This window comes from Streptomyces sp. R28, assembly GCF_041052385.1.
Taxonomy (GTDB): domain Bacteria; phylum Actinomycetota; class Actinomycetes; order Streptomycetales; family Streptomycetaceae; genus Streptomyces.
In genome coordinates this window covers 4891345-4908872 of record NZ_CP163439.1, presented here as the reverse complement: position 1 = coordinate 4908872, position 17528 = coordinate 4891345, and the positions used below count along the sequence as shown (strand labels likewise).

Sequence of the window (17528 nt, the reverse complement as noted above, 5' to 3'; positions counted from 1 at the left end):
GAAGAGGGGTGCCTCAAGTTCCAGGTGTCTTTACTTTCTTTGCCAAAGAGCACTCTCAGGGGGCCCTCGGGGGCCTCGGAGGGCCTCGGAGGGAACCTCCAGGGATATTCGCGTGACGTGGACCGGACAGGACAGGGAACATGGACGGCATGTCTGGTCCCTACGTCGTCCGTGGCTCCGTCTCGCTTCCCGAGGCCGAGCTCATGTGGCGTTTCTCGCGGTCGAGCGGCCCGGGCGGCCAGCACGTCAACACCAGTGACTCACAGGTCGAGCTGCGGTTCGACCTGGCGAAGACCGAGGCGCTGCCCGAGGTGTGGAAGCAGCGGGCGCTGCAGCGGCTGGAGTCCCGCCTCGTCGACGGCGTCGTCACCGTCCGCGCCTCCGAGCACCGCTCCCAGTGGCGCAACCGCGAGACCGCCGCCGTACGCCTCGCCGCGCTCCTCGCCGAGGCGACGGCGCCGCCGCCGAAGCCGCGCAGGCCGACCCGGATCCCCCGGGGCATCAACGAGCGGCGCCTGCGGGAGAAGAAGCAGCGCTCGGACACCAAGCGGGGACGGTCCGGGCGGGACTGGGGGTAAGGGCTCCGCCCGGCACCTGCGTGCCGTGGGTCGGCAGCCTGAGCTGTGGTCCTGCTCCTGTGCCGCGCTCGGCACCCCGCGCCGTCACGTACCGGTACTGCGCCGCCAGGCGCCCGCACCGCGCGCTCGCGTACCCGCACCGAGCCGCCAGGCACCCGCGCCGTCGTATACCGCACCGCATCGCACCGCAACGCACCCGCACCGCCCCTGTCACAACCCCGGCGCGCGGTCCGTCATGGCATTGATGACGGACCGCGACGAGAGGCTGCGACAGATGAGCGGCGGCGACACCAGTGACATCGACTTCCTTGCTCAGCGCTTCGAGGCGCACCGCGCTCGCCTGCGCGCCGTCGCTCACCGCATGCTCGGCTCGACCGCCGAGGCCGACGACGCGGTGCAGGAGGCGTGGTTCCGGGTGAGCCGCTCCGACACCACCCGGGTCGACAACCTCGGCGGCTGGCTGACGACCGTCGTCGGCCGGGTCTGCCTGGACCTGCTTCGCTCCCGCAAGTCCCGCGCGGAGCAGCCCCTGGACACCACGGCCCCCGCTCCCGCCGCTCCGGCCGCACCCGCCCTCTCCGCGTCCGCCTTCCCGCCCGCCCCCGCGACCGACCCCGAGCAGGACGCGCTCCTCGCCGACTCGGTGGGCGTGGCCCTGCTCGTCGTACTGGACGCTCTGACGCCCGCCGAGCGGCTGGCGTTCGTGCTGCACGACCTGTTCGGGGTGTCGTACGAGGAGGTCGCGGCCGTCGTGGACCGTACGCCGGCCGCCGCCCGGCAGCTCGCCAGCCGCGCCCGGCGCCGGGTACAGGGGGCGGACGTGCCCGAGGCCGACCGCGCCAGGCAGCGGCGGCTCGTGGACGCCTTCCTCGCCGCCGCGCGGGACGGTGACTTCGACGGGCTGCTCGACGTCCTGGACCCGGATGTCGTCGCCCGCACCGAGGTCGGGGTGGCCACGGGCGCGGCGGCCGTGGCCCGGGGCGCGGCGACGTTCGGGCCCCTTGCCGGGGTCGCGCGACCCGCGCTCGTCGACGGTGCGGCGGGGTTCGTGGTGCTTGCCGAGGGGCGGGTGCGGCGGGCCTTGAAGTTTGCGTTCGTACGGGACCGGATCGCCGTGATCGACATCGTCACGGACCCCGAGCGGGTGTCCCGGCTCGACGTCAGGCCGGTCTAGCCGATCCGGTCCAGCTCCAGCACCCCCACCGTCTCGCCCTCGCTGGTCTCCCCGTTCGGCCGGAAGCCGAGGCCGAGGTAGAAACCCTCGGGGCCGTTCGGTCCGGGATGCCAGGTGACGTACAACTCCTTGCCGCCCCGGCGGCGGATCTCGGTGGCCACGGACTCGACCGCGAACCGGCCGTAACCGCGGCCCTGTTCCTCCGCCGCGATGTTCAGCCGCCACAGTCCCGAGCGGAACAGGGTGCCGTCGCCGCGCCAGTCGATATCGAAGAAGGCCATCAGGAACCCGACCGGGCGGTCGCCGTCGACGATCAGGCGCGGCCAGGCGACGCCCGCCGGGTGAACGTATGCCTCGGCGAGCGACTGCATCACCGGGGAGACCGCGAATTCCTGCTCGGGGCGGACGCGTATGCCGGTCGCGGTCTCGAAGTTTCCGGGTGTGATCTTTTCGAGGCGGAGTGCGGGAGTCGATGTCATCCGGGGACCGTATGCCGAGTGATCATCGGCGGCCACGGATTTTCGTCCGGGCGCCGGATCCCGCCGCGATCGCCGATCTTCACCCCAACTGCCGGTACCGCCCCCGGAAATACGTCAGTGGCCCCCCGTCCGAACTCGGCAGTGAGGCCGACAGGACGCGGCCGATCACCAGAGTGTGATCGCCGGCCGTCACCCGTTGCTCGGTGCGGCACTCCAGGGTGGCCAGGGCGCCGCCCACCAGAGGGGCGCCGGTCTCCATGCCGCGGACGTACGGGATGTCGGCGAACAGCAGCCGGTCGCTGACGCGGCCCTTCATGGCGAAGCGGCCGGCGATGTGGCGCTGGCTCTCGGAGAGGACCGACACCGCCCACAGGGGCTGCTCGGCGAGCAGGTCGTCCATACGGGAGCCCTCACGCAGGCTGACCAGCACCAACGGTGGGTCCAGGGACACCGACATGAACGCCGTCGCCGTCATGCCGACGTCCTCGCCGACCGGCGCGTGCGGGTCGTCCGGGTCCAGCGGCGGCTCCAGCGCGGTCACCAGGACCACACCCGCGGCCAGCCGCGACATGGCGTCACGGAACTCGTCGTTGCTCACTCCCTCAGCATGCCCGGAAGAGCTCCGGGCGGTGGGGAGGACTGCGGTCACGGGCGGCGCGTGGGGAGAAGTGTTCGGCACGCCGAAAACGCTAATGTCGGCACCGCACACGCCACATCGGCCCTTCGCCCGAGAACGGACCTAGGACACGGTCCTAGGACGTGGACCTAGGACCACAGGGAAGACTCGCGGAACCTCGGACCGTTCTCGACGTACCTGTTCAGAGCCGTTTCGCGGCACCTCCACACGTGCACAAAGTTTGCGTTCAGTAAACGCACAGGAAAAACGCAGAAACGCCGCTCAATTGTTCACGTTTCCCTGTGACTTGAGTCACAGGGGGCATTAATTGTTGACCCTGTGTACCGAGTGGGCAGCGCGCTGTGATTCAGTGGCGGGGAAGCTGCAAGGGCACGATCGATTAAGAAGCGCCGAAGAGCACCCTTGATTCGCTGCGAGGTCTCGGGGGGAGGGCGAGCATGGAGACCGAGTCGGAGCCGTACGTCCGTCTTGCGACCTTGCGCCAACTGCACCAGGTCATGGCGGACATGAACACGGCCCGCAGCCTGGCGGACACGCTGCAGACCGTGGCCGACGGAGTCGTCGTCGGCCTCGGCTACGAACTCGCGTGCGTCAACCTCGTACGCCCCGACGGCGATCTCGTCGTCGCCGCCTTCTCCGGCAATCCCGCCGCCGAGGCCCTCATCACCGGCCGTGTCGGCTCCCGCGACTCCTGGGAGCGCCGGCTGACCATGGGCGAGCGCTGGGGCGGCCTGGTCTTCATCCCGCACACCGAGGGCTGGATACTCGACGACGACGACGTACCGCAGTGGTACACCGACGGCCCCGCGCCCCGCTTCGAGGACGAGTGGCACCCGAGCGACCGGCTCTTCGCGCCGATGTACATGCCCGGCGTGCAGGGCAGCGCGTGCGGCGAGCTGATCGGCGTCCTGTCCGTGGACCGGCCGCGCAACGGCCGGCTGCCGGGCGCTTGGGGCCGCGAGGCGCTCCAGATGTACGCGTTCCAGGCCGCCATCGCCATCAGCAACGCACGTCTACGCGCGAATATGCAGCGGGCACTGGTCCGGCTCGAACGCGAGCAGCAGGCCCTGCGCGCGAGCGAGGAAAGCTTCAGGCAGGCCTTCGAGTACGCCCCCTCCGGCATGGCCATCGCCGAGATGGGCGGCGACCAGCACGGCCGGATCCTCAGGACCAACGACGCGCTCTGCCGTCTCCTCGGCCGCCCCGCCTCCGCGATGCGCCGCTACTCCTTCTCCGACCTCGTCCACCCCGAGGACATCGGCACGCTGCTGCGTACGTCGGCGGAGGGCGGCCGCGCGGAGCTGCGCCTGGGCCGCCGCGACGGCACCTACGTCTGGGTCTCGCTCCGTAACTCCGTCGTCGCCGACGCCGCCGACGGCCCCCGCTTCCTGCTCACCCACGTCGAGGACATCGAGGAGCGCAAGCGCCGCGAGCTCCAGCTCGCCCACCGCGCCTCCCACGACTCCCTCACCGGCCTGCCGAACTCCGCCGAGCTGCGCTCCCGCCTCTCCGCGCGCCTGTGTCAGCGCCCCACCCACGCGGGCGCCCTGGAGTCCACGGACGCGGCCTACGGCCACCCCGCCGTCTACGACGCCAACGGCCACGGCTTCGACTTCCCCGGCGCGGCGGCGTTCGACGCCTACGACCATCACGAGCACACCATCGCCCCGGTCGAGAGCGGGCGCGACGACGGCACCAAGGGGCTCGCGGTCCTCTTCTGCGACCTCGACGGCTTCAAGTCGATCAACGACCGGTTCGGGCACAACGCGGGTGACGTGGTTCTCATCGAGGTGGCCAGGCGGCTGACGCGCGGGGTCCGCGACGGCGACACCGTCGCCCGGCTCGGCGGCGACGAGTTCGTGATCCTCGCCGACGGGCTGGGCCGGGCCGACGCCCAGGACCTCGCCGTACGTCTGCGCAACGAGATCATCCAGCCCATCCGGGCGGAAGGCCGTGCCGTGCGGGTCGGCGCCAGCTTCGGCATCGGGTGGGCACACTGCGGAATGACGGCGGACGAAGTGCTGAAGTCCGCCGACGAGCGGATGTACGTAGAGAAACGATCTCGTCCCAAACAACACAGACGCGCCGGGTAACTCCCAGGTCAGCGAGCTGATGCGATCCGAGTCACCCGTTTGGGTCAGCAGGAGCGGGTAGGCTCGCCATTCTGACCCCACGTATCGCATCCGCCCGCACCTGGTGAGGAGTACCAAAGGGATGACGTCCGGCAACAACGGCGCAACTACGCCCGAGGACGACGACCCGTTCGGCTACCTCTACGCCGACGGGCAGGCCAACGGCGCCCAGCCCCCCTCCGGTGGCGGGGGCTACGGCTACCCGGGCTCGGTCAACCGGGCGCGAGCGGTCGGCCAGCGCCAGTACGGCCAGCAGCAGCCGACCGCGCCCTACGGCCAGATACCGCAACAGCAGGGCGGCGCCTACGGCCAGCCGAACGCGCACTACGCGGCGCCGGAGACGCACCCCGGCGGGGCCCCGACGGCCCAGCAGCAGCCGGCGTACAGCGGCGGCAGCGGCTCCGGCGGCGGCCGCGGCGGGGGCCCCAACACCAAGGGCCTGCTGATCGGCGCGATCGCGGTCGTCGCGGCGGTCGTCATCGGCATCGGCGTGGCGATGCTGGGCGGCGACGACAAGGACAAGACGGGCAACGAGGCCGACTCGACGCCGACGCAGTCCCAGCAGAGCAGCGCGCCGAGCCCGTCGAACAGCAACAGCCAGGCGGCCGAAGAGGACCTGCCGACGATCGACGCCAAGGCCCTGGCCCTCGGCGGCACTGCCGCCACCGCGTCCGACGTCAAGGGCGCCCAGGCTGACGGCGGCGTGTACGTCCAGGGCTTCAACCAGGTCGGCTCCTCGGTCACCTGGAGGGTCGACGGCATCCCGAAGTCCGGCAAGTACACCGTGTTCGTCGGCTACAGCGTCCCGGGCAAGGACCAGAACGCCACCCTTACGGTCAACGGCACCGCCTCTGACTCCCCGGTCGACCTCAAGAACTGGTCGGGCGGCCCCGAGGGCGACTACGAGAAGGGCTGGACGAAGACCTACAACTGGATCCAGCTCAACAAGGGCACGAACACGATCAAGGTCTCGTGCGAGCAAGGCAACCAGTGTGACGCGCTCCTCGACCAGATGTGGCTGATCAAGGGCTGGTACAAGTCGTAGTCAGGCCGCGGTGACCTCCCCGGTCACCGCCACCCGCCCCAGCAGCTCCTCGTAGGCCCCCCGGTCGAACTCGCCCGCCACCGGTGCCAGCACGCTCGCCGCGCTCAGCGCCGCCGCGCGGGCCAGTCGGTCGGGCCACGGCAGCCGTTCCACCAACCCTGACAGCAGGCCCGCGACCGCCGCGTCGCCGGCGCCGGTCGGGTTGCCGTGGAGGCGGGTCGGTGGGGTGGCGCGCCAGCGGCCGTCGGGGGTCGCGGCGAGGAGGCCCTCCGCACCGAGGGAGGCCACCACCGCACGCGCCCCCCGTCGGCGGGCGTCCTGCGTCGCGCGCAACGGCTCGTGGGAACCGGTGAGTTCGGCCAGCTCGTCGGCGTTGGGCTTGATGATGTCCGGGCGGGCGGCGACGCCCCGGCGCAGTGCCTCGCCGCTGGTGTCCAGCAGCACCGGAACCTCCGCCGCGCGAGCGGCCCGTACCAGACCGGCGTACGCCCCCACCGGCACCCCCCGTGGCAGGCTGCCGCACAGGGCCACCGCGGAGGCCGACGGGACGAGATCCTCGTACGCCTCCTGGAAGGCGGACCACTCGGCCGAGGTGATCGTCGGGCCCGGTTCGTTGAGTTGGGTCGTGTCGCCGGTTCGCTCGTCGACCACGGCGATGGTGCGCCGGGTCGCGCCCGCCACCGGGACCAGCGCGTCCACCACGCCGGGCGTCGCCGTGAGCTGCTCCTGTACGACGCGGCCCGTCGCGCCGCCCGCGAAGCCGGTGACCGTCACCTCGTGGCCGAGGGCGGCGAGGACGCGAGCCACGTTCAGGCCCTTGCCGCCGGGGCGTTCGGTGACCTCGGAGACGCGGTGGGACGCGTGGGGCCGTAGCGCCCGTACGCGATAGGTGATGTCGAGAGCGGTGTTCAGCGTGACCGTGAGGATCACCTGGGCCGACCTCCCCCGAAGAAGTTCCGAATGCGAAGAAGTTCAGAACGTGTTTGCGCATCTGTCTGCCGGGCGCCTCGCCGGGCGGACTTGATCATGCCAAACGGACGGCGGCCGTCCCAGTCTCCCAGGACAACCGCCGCCCTCAACAGCAGGACACATCACCCCAGTTGGGGTTCAACCACCCATTCGCCCCGGCGCATCACGCCCTTGAGGTCGAAGTCGGAGTCCAGCAGGACCAGGTCGGCGTCCTTGCCGGGCTCCAGGGAGCCGATGCGGTCGTACCGGCCGAGCAGCTTGGCGGGGTTGACGGACAGCGCCGCGACCACGTCCTTGACCGGCAGCCGGTCGATCGTCACCGCCCGCTGGAAAGCGCGGTCGAGGGTGAGGGTGGACCCCGCGATCGAGCCGCCTTCGACGAGGCGTGCCACACCGTCGGCCACCTCCACCTCCAGCGGGCCGAGCATGTAGCGGCCGTCGCCGAAGCCCGCGGCGTCCATCGCGTCCGTGATGAACGCGACCCGGCCCGCGCCCGCGTGATGGAACGCCAGCTGGAGCGAGGCGGGGTGCAGATGGGTGCCGTCGTTGATCAGCTCTACGGTCACCCGCTCGTCCTCCAGCAGGGCCGCGATCGGGCCCGGCTCGCGATGACCGAGCGGCGGCATCGCGTTGAACAGGTGCGTGGCGACCGTCGCGCCCGCCTCGATCGCCTCCACCGTCTGCTCGTACGACGCGTCCGTGTGCCCGATCGCCGCGATGACGCCGTGCTCGGCGAGCAGGCGTACGGAGTCGAGGCCGCCCGGCAGTTCGGTGGCCAGGGTGACCATCGTGGCCCTGCCGCGCGCTGCGTCGATCAGCTTGCGCACCTCCGCCGGGTCCGGGTCGCGCAGCAGCTCCTCGGAGTGCGCGCCCTTGCGGCACGGGGAGATGAACGGGCCCTCGAAGTGGATGCCGGCGATGTCGCCCTGCTCGGCCAGTTCGGAGAGGAGGCCGGCTCGCCGGGTCAGGAAGTCCATGTCGCCGGTCACCATGGAGGCGACCAGGGTGGTGGTGCCGTGCAGGCGGTGGGTGTGGATGCCGGTGACTACGTCGTCTGGCGTGCCTGAGGTGAACGAGGCTCCGCCGCCGCCGTGGTTGTGGATGTCGACGAAGCCGGGGACCAGCCAGTGGCCGGTGAGGTCGATGCGGTGAGCGTTTTCTGGGGCTGTGCCGGCGATTCGGGTGCCGTCGACGATCACTTGGCCCTCTTTGCGGGTTCCCGTCGGCATGACCACGTTGGCGCCGGACAGGACGAGGGGCGCCTTGGCGGTTGCGGGGTGCGGGCTGTGTGTGGTTGCTCGCGCACCGCGGCGGAGCCGCATATCGGCGCTGTCCCGCGCCCCCAGGTCGGCAGCCATCAGGGAGTTACCTCCGTACGGTTGATGTGGTCGAGGAGATCCCAGGCCAGGAGGCCGGCGCCGAGGCAGCCGGCCGTGTCCCCGAGGGCCGCAGGGACGATCTCCGGCAGCTTCTGGAACGTGACCCGCCGCCGGACGGCGTCCCGTAGCGGTGTGAACAAGGTTTCCCCCGCCTCGGCGAGCCCGCCACCGATGATCAGGGTGCGCGGGTCCAGCAGGGTGAGGGCGGTGACCAGGCCGTCGGCGAGTGCGTCCACGGCCTCCTGCCACACCCGTACGGCGTTCGGGTCACCGGACGCGACGGCCTTGGCGCAGTCCGCCGCGTCCGCTCCCGGGTCCCCGCAGGCGGCGGCCCACGCCTCGCTCACCGCAGCCGCGGACGCGAACCGCTCCAGACAGCCGCGCTGCCCGCACGGACAGGCGGGCCCGCCGGGCCGTACGACGATGTGGCCGATCTCGCCCGCGAAGCCGTGCGCGCCCGCCTCCACTCGGCCGTCGATGCCGATGGCGCCGGCGATCCCGGTGCCGAGCGGCACGAAGAGAAAACGGTCGGTGCCCTTGCCCGCGCCGATGCGGCCCTCCGCGAGACCGCCGGTGCGCACATCGTGGCCGAGGGCGACGGGCATACCGCCGAGCCGTTCGGTGAGCAGCTGCCGCAGCGGTACGTCGCGCCAGCCCAGGTTGGCCGAGTAGGTGGCGATGCCGCGCTCCTCGTCGACGATCCCGGGGACGGCGACGCCGACGGCCGCCGCGGGCTCGCCGAAGTGCTGCTCGCCGTACGCGCGCAGCTCGGCGGCGAAGTCGAGGATGCCCTCGACGACCGCGTCCGGCCCGCGCTCACGCCCGGTGGGGCGGCGGGCCTGGTGGGGCACGGGGTGCGCTTCCCCGTGCGGCGCGGCACCGCTCGCTCCCGCCAGCGCGGCCTTCATCCCGGTGCCGCCCACATCGAGGGCGATGACATGTCTCACGGGGGACAGTGTGTCTTGCGCACCCACGAGAGGTCTAGTCCACTTACGTGGTGTAGACCTATGGGGGCAATATGTATGACGTTTCGAAAGTTTCGAACATGGGTGTGGGGCGGTTCTGCGTGCAGCGGCGTAGGAGTACAGGGCGTACGGGAACGATCGCGGCGATGACCGCGCTGGGCCTGACGGCGGCTCTGGGCGGCTGCGGGCTGACCGGTGGTTCGGACGAGGTGACGCTCAAGCTGGTCGCCGCGGACTACGGGGACAGCGGGGCGAACAGCTCGCAGAAGTACTGGGACAAGCTCGTCAAGGAGTACGAGGAGGAGCACGCCGGCGTGCGGATCGACGTCACGGTGTACTCCTGGAACGACGTCGACGCCAAGGTCAAGGAGATGGTCGACGCCGGGAAGGCGCCGGACCTGGCGCAGATCGGCGCGTACGCGGACTACGCCGCGAAGGACCTCCTCTACCAGGCCGACGACCTGCTCTCCATCCCCGTCCAGGCCGACTTCGTCTCGCAGCTCGCGGACGCCGGGCAGGTCAACGGGGTGCAGTACGGCATACCGTTCGCCTCCTCCACTCGCCTGCTCTTCTACAACAAGACCCTCTTCCAGAAGGCCGGCCTCACCGCGCCGACGACCTGGAAGGAGCTGGCCGCCGACGCCGAGGCGCTCAAGGCGGAGGGCGTGAAGTACCCGTACGCGCTGCCGCTCGGGGCCGAGGAGGCGCAGGCCGAGACGATGCAGTGGCTGCTCAGCGGCGGGGGCGGATACACCGACGCCGACCTCGGCACGTACAGCATCGACTCCGCGGAGAACGTCGCCACCTTCAACTGGCTCAAGAACAACCTGGTCGGCAAGGGACTCACGGGCCCGGTCGCGCCCGGCGAGCTCAATCGGGCCGACGCGTTCTCCGCCTTCGCGGCGGGTGACGTCGGCATGCTCAACGGCCACCCCTCGCTGATGCGGATCGCCGCGAACAAGGGCGTGAAGTTCGGCATGGTGCCCATGCCCGGGGCGGACGGCCCCACCAAGATGTCCATGGGCGTGGCCGACTGGATGATGGCCTTCAAGCAGAACGGCCATGCCGAGCAGGTGGGCGAGTTCCTCGACTTCGTCTACGACAAGCAGAACGTCCTGGACTTCTCCCGCGAGTACGACCTGCTGCCCGTCACGAACTCCGCGTCCACGGTGATGACCGGGGCCAAGGGGGACGCCGACCTCAAGCCCTTCCTCGAGGAACTCCCGCTGTCCGAGCTCTACCCCGTCGGCCGGACCTCCTGGGCCGCGGTCAGTGCGGACATCAAGAAGCGCATCGGCAGGACGGTCGCGTCCGGTGGCAGTCCGTCGGCGGTCCTGGGGCAGCTGCAGTCGACGGCTACGCGGGCGGAGAGTGCCGAGTAGGTCGCTTGTCGGTGGGGGGCGTTACGGTGCGACCCATGAACGAGGAGCAGCCTGAGGACGCCGCTGCCGTCCTCGCGGAGCGGGAGCAGGCCATCCTTGCCCTGGAACGCCGGGGCTTCGCGGGTCCCGGCGCGAAGGAGCGGGCCATACGCGAGGAACTTGGCCTGGCACCCGTCCGCTACTACCAGCTGCTGAACGCGCTGCTGGACGACGCCCGGGCTCTGGCCCACGATCCGGTGACGGTGAACCGGCTGCGGCGGGTGCGGGAGGGGCGGCGGGGGGAGCGGTGACGCGGGGTGCCGCAGAGGGGTTTCGCCCCCGCCGCCCCTACCCGCCCCATCCTGAAGGGGCTCCGCCCCTTCGACCCCGCTCCTCAAACGCCGGAGGGGCTGGATTTTCAGCCCGTCCGGCGTTTAAGGACGAGGCCCGTTCAGGGCCGAAGCGGGGGTCTGGGGGGCGGCAGCCCCCAGGGACGGGACGGGTAGGGGCGGCGGGGGCGGGAATTCTCCCGACGCGTACCCCTCCCTCGATAGGGTCGCCCCATGGGCAGTCACAAGGATCTGACCGACTCCGACTCGACCAACTCCACGGCCCCCCTGCCGACCCCCACAACCCACCCCGGGCGCGACGGCCTCGCCGCCATCCTCGCCCGCCCCGAGCGCGCCCTGGTCGCCCTCGACTTCGACGGAACCCTCGCGCCGATCGTGCCCGACCCCGAGAAGGCCCGCGCCCACCCCGACGCGCTGCCGGCGCTCGCCGCGCTCGCCCCGAAGGTGGCCTCCGTTGCGGTGATCACCGGTCGCCCGGCCGACGTCGCCGTCCGGTACGGCGGATTCGCCGGCGTCCCGGGGCTGGAGCACCTCGTCGTGCTCGGGCACTACGGCGCCGAGCGCTGGGACGCCGTCAGCGGTGAGGTCACCGCCCCCGACCCCCACCCCGGCGTCGCAGCCGTCCGCGCCGAACTGCCGCGCCTTCTCGAAAGCACGCAGGGCGCGTGGATCGAGGACAAGGGGCATGCCATCGCCGTGCACACGCGCCGCGCGGCCGACCCCCAGGGCACCTTCGACGCCCTCCGCGAGCCCCTGACCGACCTCGCCACCCGAGGCGGCCTCATCGTCGAACCGGGGCGCATGGTCCTCGAACTCCGTCCGCCCGGCATGGACAAGGGCGTGGCGCTGAGCGAGTACGTCCGCGAACTCGGCGCCGAGTCCGTCCTCTACGCCGGCGACGACCTCGGCGACCTCCCCGCCTACGCCGCCGTCGACGAACTCCGTTCCGACGGCACCCCGGGCCTCCTGGTCTGCAGCGGCAGCGAGGAGGTCACCGAGCTGTCGAAGAAGGCGGACGTGGTGGTGGACGGCCCGCAGGGGGTCGTACGGCTGCTGCAGGCGATCGCCGCTCAGACGGGCTGAGACCAGCCTCCCGGTCCTCCCGGTCCTCCCGGTCCTCCCGGTCCTCCTGGTCTTCCTAGTCTTCCTAGTTCTCCTCGTCCTCCGCGGCCTCTGCGTCGGCCACGTCCAGCGCGTGCAGCTGGTCCAGGAACCACTGGGCCGGGGGGAGGGCGGTCGCGGCCGCAGCCAGCCTCTTCGACCGTTCCGCCCGCTCCTCCGGCCCCATGGACAACGCCTCGTGCAGCGCCCGCGCCGTTTCCATCACGTCGTACGGGTTCACGGCGATCGCGTCCTCGCCCAGCTCCGCGAAGGCTCCCGCCTCCCGCGACAGCACCAGCGCGCACCCCTCGTCGGAGACGACTGGGACCTCCTTCGCGACGAGGTTCATGCCGTCCCGGATGGGGTTGACCAGTGCCACGTCCGCCAGCCGGTACGCGGCCAGCGAGCGCGCGAAGTCGTCCTTGACGTGGAGGACCACCGGGGTCCAACCAGGCGTCCCGTACTGGGAGTTGATCTCCTCCGCCCGGCGCTGGACCTCCGCCGTGTACTCCCGGTAGACCGCCAGGTCCTGCCGCGACGGATACGCGAACGCCACGTGCACCACCCGCTCACGCCACTCGGGGTGGTCGTCGAGCAGCTGCCGGTACGCCAGCAGGCCCCGCACGATGTTCTTGGACAGCTCGGTCCGGTCGACCCGGACGACGGCTCTGCGCCCCTCGCCGATCTCCGCGCGCAGCGCGGCCATGCGTTCGTCGACGTCGGCCTCGTGCGACCGGGCCCGCAGGAAGTCCGCGTCCGCACCGAGCCCGTGGACGCCGATCCACGTGGTGCGCACAGGCGGCATGCCCGTGCCGGTGTGCTGGATGTGCTTCGGCTCGCTCGGCACCGGCGAGTACACCTGGATCCGCTCGGCGTCGATCTCGTTCGCGCAGGCCATGAAGCCGTACGCCCACCGCCAGGTCAGGAACGCCAGCCGGTCGGCGCCCAGCATCCCCCACACCAGCTGCGCCCGGATGTCCTCCGGCAGCATCCGGAAGTACTCGGCCGGCGCCCACGGCGTGTGCGAGAAGTGGCCGATACGCAGGTCAGGGCGCAGCTCGCGCAGCATCCCCGGCACCAGGCACAGGTGATAGTCCTGCACCAGCACCGCCGCACCCGGCGCCGCCTGCCCGGCCAACGCCTCGGCGAAGGCCTGGTTGTACGCCTCGTACGACGCCCACTGCCGCCGGAACTCGGCGTCGAAGACCGGCTCCAGTGGTGTCTGGTAGAGCAAGTGGTGGACGAACCAGAGGACCGAGTTCGCGATGCCGTTGTAGGCGTCGGCGTGCACGTCGGCCGGGATGTCCAGCATCAGCACGCCGTCCGCGCCGACCCCGCGCCGCACCGCCTCCCGGTCCCCGTCGGACAGCGCGGAGCACACCCACAGGGCGCCCGCGTCCGGCCCGATCGCCGACAGTCCGGAGACGACTCCGCCGCCGCCCCTCTTGGAGTGCAACGAGCCGTCGTCGCGGACCTCGTACGAGACCGGGCCGCGGTTCGACGCGACCAGCACCTTGGCAGCACCGTGCGCATCCTGCGTGGAAGCCATACGCCTCAACCTAGCCCGGCCCGGAACCGCTCAAACGTGCGGTTCACCTCACTGGCAGGGGCCGTGTACGAGCTTCAAGCCGACCTCGCACCGCCTTCAAGCCACCTTGCGGGAGGCGTACTCCGCGATCTCCGCCATCGGCGGCCGCTCCTCCGTGTCCACGGAGAACGTGCGTGGCTCGAACCCGTCCTCGCCCCGCTCGAACTGGGTGAGGGAGGGGCGGATGAGGTGCCCGCGGGCCAGCCGCAGCTGGGCCGTGCGGTAGATCGCGGCGGACATCCGGCCAAGGGCCTGTCCGTCCTGGTGGCGGTGGATTCGGACGCCCACGTCCACCTGGGCCAGGGCGTCGAGGCCCACCAGGTGCAGGGCGTCGACCAGCATGCCGAGCTCGATGCCGTAGCCCACGGGGAAGGGGAGCTGTTCCAGCAGCGAGCGGCGGGCCGCGTACTCGCCGCCGAGCGGCTGCACGAAACCGGCCAGCTGCGGCCAGTGCATGTTCAGCAGCGGGCGCGCCATCAGCTCGGTCACCCGGCCGCCCTGCCCGGCCGCGCCGCGGAGGGGACGGTCGTACATGCCCTTCACCAGATCGACCTCGGGGTCGGTCAGCAGCGGGCCCACGATGCCGGAGACGAAGTCGGACTTGAACTCCCTCAGGTCCGCGTCGATGAAGCAGACGATGTCGCCGCTCGTGACGAGCAGCGAGCGCCACAGCACCTCGCCCTTGCCGGGCACGGGCGGGATGCGGGGCAGGATGTCGTCGCGGTGGACGACCCGGGCGCCCGCGGCGGCGGCCACCTCGGAGGTGCGGTCGGTGGATCCCGAGTCGACGACGACGATCTCGTCGACCAGCGGCACCTGCTGCATGAGGTCGTGGCGGATGATCGCGACGATGTCGCCGACCGTCTCCTCCTCGTTGAGCGCCGGCAGCACGACGGAGACCGACTGGCCCGTACGCTGCTTGGCGGCCAGGATCTGGTGGAGCGGGCGATCGGTCACGGACCAGGAGCGGGTGCTCAGCCAGCGCTCGACTTCTTCCAGCACGGTTGGCGGCTCCTCACGGTTTGTCTCGCGGTTCGGACGGACTCTCTCAACTGTCCTGGCCGTCGGTTACAGTCTTGAACAACGCGGATGACCATCGCATGTCCGGGGTCAACCGCCGTTAACAACCGAATACAGCTCATCCAGAGGGGCAGAGGGAAACGGCCCGATGAAGCCCCGGCAACCCTCCAGTCGGTTCTCGTAGCGATCACTGTCGATCGTCTCCGCGAGGCTCCCGGCTAGGGAAGGTGCCAAATCCGTCTCACGGCGAGATGCGTCGTGAGGAAGATGAGGAGAAAGGGCCTCGCCTCACATGGCTGCGCAGACTGTTGCAAGCACCACCGAATCCACCGTAGACCTTGGTCCCGCCGCGGCGCTGTCCTGCCGCGAGTGCGGTCACCGGGTACCCCTCGGACCGGTCTTCGCGTGCGAGGAGTGTTTCGGCCCGCTGGAGATCGCGTACGACTTCTCGGCCTACGACGCCGAGGAGCTCCGCAAGCAGATCGAAGCGGGTCCCGCGAACATCTGGCGCTACGCGCCGCTCCTGCCCGTCCCCGCCGACGTGGCCACCAAGCCGAACATCAACCCCGGCTGGACCCAGCTCGTCAAGGCCGACAACCTCGCGCGTGAGCTGGGTGTCGACGTCGGCAAGCTCTTCATCAAGGACGACTCCGGGAACCCGACGCACTCCTTCAAGGACCGTGTCGTCGCCCAGGCCCTGGAGGCCGCCCGCGCCTTCGGCTTCACCACCCTGTCCTGCTCCTCGACCGGCAACCTCGCCGGTGCGGTGGGCGCCGCGGCGGCCCGCGCCGGCTTCCGCTCCTGCGTGTTCATCCCGCACGACCTGGAGCAGGGCAAGGTCGTCATGGCCGCGGTGTACGGCGGTGAGCTCGTCGGCATCGAGGGCAACTACGACGACGTGAACCGCTTCTGCTCCGAGCTGATCGGCGACCCGGCCGGTGAGGGCTGGGGCTTCGTCAACGTCAACCTGCGGCCGTACTACGCCGAGGGCTCCAAGACCCTGGCGTACGAGATCTGTGAGCAGCTCGGCTGGCAGCTGCCCGACCAGATCGTCGTGCCGATCGCCTCCGGCTCGCAGCTCACGAAGATCGACAAGGGGCTGCAGGAGCTGATCAAGCTCGGGCTCGTCGAGGACAAGCCGTACAAGATCTTCGGCGCGCAGGCCGAGGGCTGCTCGCCGGTGTCGACCGCGTACAAGGCGGGGCACGACGTGGTCCGCCCGCAGAAGCCGAACACCATCGCCAAGTCGCTGGCGATCGGCAACCCGGCGGACGGTCCCTACGTCCTGGACATCGCTCGCCGTACCGGCGGTGCGGTGGAGGACGTGACGGACGAGCAGGTCGTGGACGCGATCAAGGTCCTCGCCCGGACCGAGGGCATCTTCGCGGAGACCGCCGGTGGGGTGACCGTGGGTGTGACGCGCAAGCTGATCGAGAACGGTGTCCTCGACCCGACGAAGACGACGGTTGTCCTCAACACCGGTGACGGCCTCAAGACGCTGGACGCGGTGGCCGGCACGGGGCTGACCGCGACCATTCGTCCCAACCTGGACTCGTTCCGCGAGGCTGGTCTCGTCTAGTCGTCTTCGTCTGCGGGCCGGCGGGGGCTGGTCGCGCCCACGCGGCGGTAGCCGCACATTCGACACAGCCCCGCGCCCCTAGGGACGCTGCCCACCGAACCTGCATACCCGACCGGAGGTCACACCGCATGAGCGTCAACGTCCGCATCCCCACCATCCTGCGCACCTACACCGGCGGGCAGGCCGAGGTCGCCGCCGAAGGCGCCAACCTCGCCGAGGTCATCGCCGACCTGGAGAAGAACCACACCGGGATCGCCGCCCGGGTTCTCGACGACCAGGGCAAGCTGCGTCGGTTCGTCAACGTGTACGTCAATGACGACGACGTCCGTTTCGAACAGGGGCTGGAGACGGCGACGCCGGACGGTGCGGGTGTCTCCATCATTCCGGCCGTCGCCGGAGGCTGACCGAATGACCGATCATTACCATCGGTAACACAGATTACTGAGAGTTCATCGAATTGCCCCCTCCGTGAGAGAAGCGGAGGGGGCAATTCTGTGTGGTTGAGCGAGGTACAGTTGGGGAAGATGCCGCCGATTCACGGGTCGGTGGCCCTTGATTTCTTCCGCCCGCCCGACAAGAAGTAGCCAAAGTGTGCGGGTTTTTTGCGGCTTTTGTGCCGTTTATCAGGTCCGACTTGACCTGAAGTCAGGGGAATTGTCCCCACATTCCCGACCGGCTGTGCCCGGATTTCTCGTCCGATTGACCTGTTGCAGACGGCAGTTGGGCAGATACATTCAGCCGCGGTCGACGCGTTCCGGCGCACGCCCCCGACCGATGGGGGGTGAGGTCTGACCCGGATCCGCGAAGTGTGGATCTGTGCAAGGGCCAGTAATAGGGGAGTTAGGCATGGCTCAGGGCACCGTCAAGTGGTTCAACGCGGAGAAGGGGTACGGCTTCATCGCGGTCGACGGTGGTGCGGATGTTTTCGTCCACTACAGCGCGATCCAGATGGACGGGTACCGCACCCTGGAAGAGGGCCAGCGAGTCGATTTCGAGATCTCGCAGGGTCAGAAGGGGCCGCAGGCGGACATGGTCCGGCTGGCGGCCAGCTGAAGCACGCGTCGACTTAAAGCAGCGACGTTCTTCTTCGAAGGGCCCGCACCTCCTGGGGTGCGGGCCCTTCGCCGTGCCACGGGTGCGAGGCCTTCGCCGTGCTCGGAGTGCGGGGTCT

General features: G+C 70.5%; 17 protein-coding genes and 1 riboswitch. Of the genes, 10 read left to right on the top strand and 7 right to left on the bottom strand.

Translation table 11 applies throughout. From position 1 onward, the window contains the following. The first annotated feature begins 140 nt into the window (after window positions 1-140). Both arfB and AB5J49_RS21665 read left to right on the top strand, forming a co-directional pair. The gene (gene arfB / locus AB5J49_RS21670) at window positions 141-578 is read left to right on the top strand and encodes an alternative ribosome rescue aminoacyl-tRNA hydrolase ArfB (protein WP_369170279.1); all 438 of its coding nucleotides are present in this window, start codon (window positions 141-143) and stop codon (window positions 576-578) included. A 244-nt stretch (window positions 579-822) separates the two neighbouring features. Next, window positions 823-1752: a sigma-70 family RNA polymerase sigma factor gene (locus AB5J49_RS21665; protein ID WP_369170278.1), complete on the top strand. Its 930-nt coding sequence runs from the start codon at window positions 823-825 to the stop codon at window positions 1750-1752. Here AB5J49_RS21665 and AB5J49_RS21660 read toward each other — a convergent pair. After that, window positions 1749-2231, bottom strand: coding sequence for a GNAT family N-acetyltransferase (locus AB5J49_RS21660; protein ID WP_369170277.1), 483 nt, complete (start codon window positions 2229-2231; stop codon window positions 1749-1751). The two genes, AB5J49_RS21665 and AB5J49_RS21660, sit on opposite strands and share 4 nt — an antisense overlap. A 79-nt stretch (window positions 2232-2310) precedes the next feature. Continuing rightward, the gene (locus AB5J49_RS21655) at window positions 2311-2880 is read right to left on the bottom strand and encodes a flavin reductase family protein (protein WP_369170276.1); all 570 of its coding nucleotides are present in this window, start codon (window positions 2878-2880) and stop codon (window positions 2311-2313) included. A gap of 425 nt (window positions 2881-3305) precedes the next feature. Here AB5J49_RS21655 and cdgB point away from each other — a divergent pair, with 425 nt between their 5' ends. After that, window positions 3306-4961: a diguanylate cyclase CdgB gene (cdgB, locus tag AB5J49_RS21650; protein ID WP_369170275.1), complete on the top strand. Its 1656-nt coding sequence runs from the start codon at window positions 3306-3308 to the stop codon at window positions 4959-4961. A gap of 121 nt (window positions 4962-5082) precedes the next feature. Beyond that, on the top strand, window positions 5083-6045 hold the full coding sequence (locus AB5J49_RS21645; protein WP_369170274.1) for a CBM35 domain-containing protein: 963 nt from the start codon (window positions 5083-5085) through the stop codon (window positions 6043-6045). Here AB5J49_RS21645 and AB5J49_RS21640 read toward each other — a convergent pair whose 3' ends face one another. The 3 genes from AB5J49_RS21640 to AB5J49_RS21630 form a co-directional block, all read right to left on the bottom strand. Continuing rightward, window positions 6046-6975, bottom strand: coding sequence for a 1-phosphofructokinase family hexose kinase (locus AB5J49_RS21640; RefSeq protein WP_369170273.1), 930 nt, complete (start codon window positions 6973-6975; stop codon window positions 6046-6048). A gap of 161 nt (window positions 6976-7136) precedes the next feature. Next, on the bottom strand, window positions 7137-8243 hold the full coding sequence (nagA, locus tag AB5J49_RS21635; RefSeq protein ID WP_369175212.1) for an N-acetylglucosamine-6-phosphate deacetylase: 1107 nt from the start codon (window positions 8241-8243) through the stop codon (window positions 7137-7139). Window positions 8244-8371: 128 nt separating this feature from the next. After that, a complete protein-coding gene (locus AB5J49_RS21630) occupies window positions 8372-9340 on the bottom strand; it encodes an ROK family protein (protein WP_369170272.1) in 969 nt (322 codons plus the stop codon). A gap of 164 nt (window positions 9341-9504) precedes the next feature. Here AB5J49_RS21630 and AB5J49_RS21625 point away from each other — a divergent pair, with 164 nt between their 5' ends. The 3 genes from AB5J49_RS21625 to otsB all read left to right on the top strand — a co-directional run bounded on the left by AB5J49_RS21625 (window position 9505) and on the right by otsB (window position 12152). Next, window positions 9505-10740, top strand: coding sequence for an extracellular solute-binding protein (locus AB5J49_RS21625; protein ID WP_369170271.1), 1236 nt, complete (start codon window positions 9505-9507; stop codon window positions 10738-10740). Between the two features lie 35 nt (window positions 10741-10775). Continuing rightward, window positions 10776-11030 carry a DUF3263 domain-containing protein gene (locus tag AB5J49_RS21620; RefSeq protein ID WP_369170270.1) on the top strand — a complete coding sequence of 85 codons (255 nt, stop codon included), beginning with the start codon at window positions 10776-10778 and terminating at the stop codon, window positions 11028-11030. A gap of 252 nt (window positions 11031-11282) precedes the next feature. After that, window positions 11283-12152 carry a trehalose-phosphatase gene (otsB, locus tag AB5J49_RS21615; RefSeq protein WP_369170269.1) on the top strand — a complete coding sequence of 290 codons (870 nt, stop codon included), beginning with the start codon at window positions 11283-11285 and terminating at the stop codon, window positions 12150-12152. 64 nt (window positions 12153-12216) lie between these two features. Here otsB and AB5J49_RS21610 read toward each other — a convergent pair whose 3' ends face one another. Beyond that, the gene (locus tag AB5J49_RS21610; protein WP_369170268.1) at window positions 12217-13719 is read right to left on the bottom strand and encodes a trehalose-6-phosphate synthase; all 1503 of its coding nucleotides are present in this window, start codon (window positions 13717-13719) and stop codon (window positions 12217-12219) included. 96 nt (window positions 13720-13815) lie between these two features. Continuing rightward, window positions 13816-14760 carry a glucosyl-3-phosphoglycerate synthase gene (locus AB5J49_RS21605; RefSeq protein ID WP_369170267.1) on the bottom strand — a complete coding sequence of 315 codons (945 nt, stop codon included), beginning with the start codon at window positions 14758-14760 and terminating at the stop codon, window positions 13816-13818. A 133-nt stretch (window positions 14761-14893) separates the two neighbouring features. Continuing rightward, a riboswitch (SAM riboswitch) is annotated at window positions 14894-15052 on the top strand. Between the two features lie 18 nt (window positions 15053-15070). Between AB5J49_RS21605 and thrC the strand changes: the two genes are divergently transcribed. The 3 genes from thrC (at window position 15071) to AB5J49_RS21590 (ending at window position 17410) form a co-directional block, all read left to right on the top strand. Continuing rightward, window positions 15071-16357: a threonine synthase gene (thrC, locus tag AB5J49_RS21600; protein ID WP_369170266.1), complete on the top strand. Its 1287-nt coding sequence runs from the start codon at window positions 15071-15073 to the stop codon at window positions 16355-16357. A 128-nt stretch (window positions 16358-16485) separates the two neighbouring features. Beyond that, complete coding sequence (locus AB5J49_RS21595; protein WP_361538582.1) at window positions 16486-16761, top strand: MoaD/ThiS family protein; 276 nt, start codon at window positions 16486-16488, stop codon at window positions 16759-16761. A gap of 442 nt (window positions 16762-17203) precedes the next feature. After that, window positions 17204-17410, top strand: coding sequence for a cold-shock protein (locus AB5J49_RS21590; RefSeq protein ID WP_030050353.1), 207 nt, complete (start codon window positions 17204-17206; stop codon window positions 17408-17410). The last annotated feature ends 118 nt before the right edge of the window (window positions 17411-17528 follow it).

Bases quoted from the DNA above. Each gene is read 5' to 3' on its own strand.
- arfB (WP_369170279.1), top strand. From the start codon at position 141: ATGGACGGCATGTCTGGTCCCTACGTCGTCCGTGGCTCCGTCTCGCTT.
- AB5J49_RS21665 (WP_369170278.1), top strand. From the start codon at position 823: ATGACGGACCGCGACGAGAGGCTGCGACAGATGAGCGGCGGCGACACC.
- AB5J49_RS21660 (WP_369170277.1), bottom strand. From the start codon at position 2,231: ATGACATCGACTCCCGCACTCCGCCTCGAAAAGATCACACCCGGAAAC.
- cdgB (WP_369170275.1), top strand. From the start codon at position 3,306: ATGGAGACCGAGTCGGAGCCGTACGTCCGTCTTGCGACCTTGCGCCAA.
- AB5J49_RS21645 (WP_369170274.1), top strand. From the start codon at position 5,083: ATGACGTCCGGCAACAACGGCGCAACTACGCCCGAGGACGACGACCCG.
- nagA (WP_369175212.1), bottom strand. From the start codon at position 8,243: ATGCCGACGGGAACCCGCAAAGAGGGCCAAGTGATCGTCGACGGCACC.
- AB5J49_RS21625 (WP_369170271.1), top strand. From the start codon at position 9,505: ATGACCGCGCTGGGCCTGACGGCGGCTCTGGGCGGCTGCGGGCTGACC.
- AB5J49_RS21620 (WP_369170270.1), top strand. From the start codon at position 10,776: ATGAACGAGGAGCAGCCTGAGGACGCCGCTGCCGTCCTCGCGGAGCGG.
- otsB (WP_369170269.1), top strand. From the start codon at position 11,283: ATGGGCAGTCACAAGGATCTGACCGACTCCGACTCGACCAACTCCACG.
- AB5J49_RS21610 (WP_369170268.1), bottom strand. From the start codon at position 13,719: ATGGCTTCCACGCAGGATGCGCACGGTGCTGCCAAGGTGCTGGTCGCG.
- thrC (WP_369170266.1), top strand. From the start codon at position 15,071: ATGGCTGCGCAGACTGTTGCAAGCACCACCGAATCCACCGTAGACCTT.
- AB5J49_RS21595 (WP_361538582.1), top strand. From the start codon at position 16,486: ATGAGCGTCAACGTCCGCATCCCCACCATCCTGCGCACCTACACCGGC.
- AB5J49_RS21590 (WP_030050353.1), top strand. From the start codon at position 17,204: ATGGCTCAGGGCACCGTCAAGTGGTTCAACGCGGAGAAGGGGTACGGC.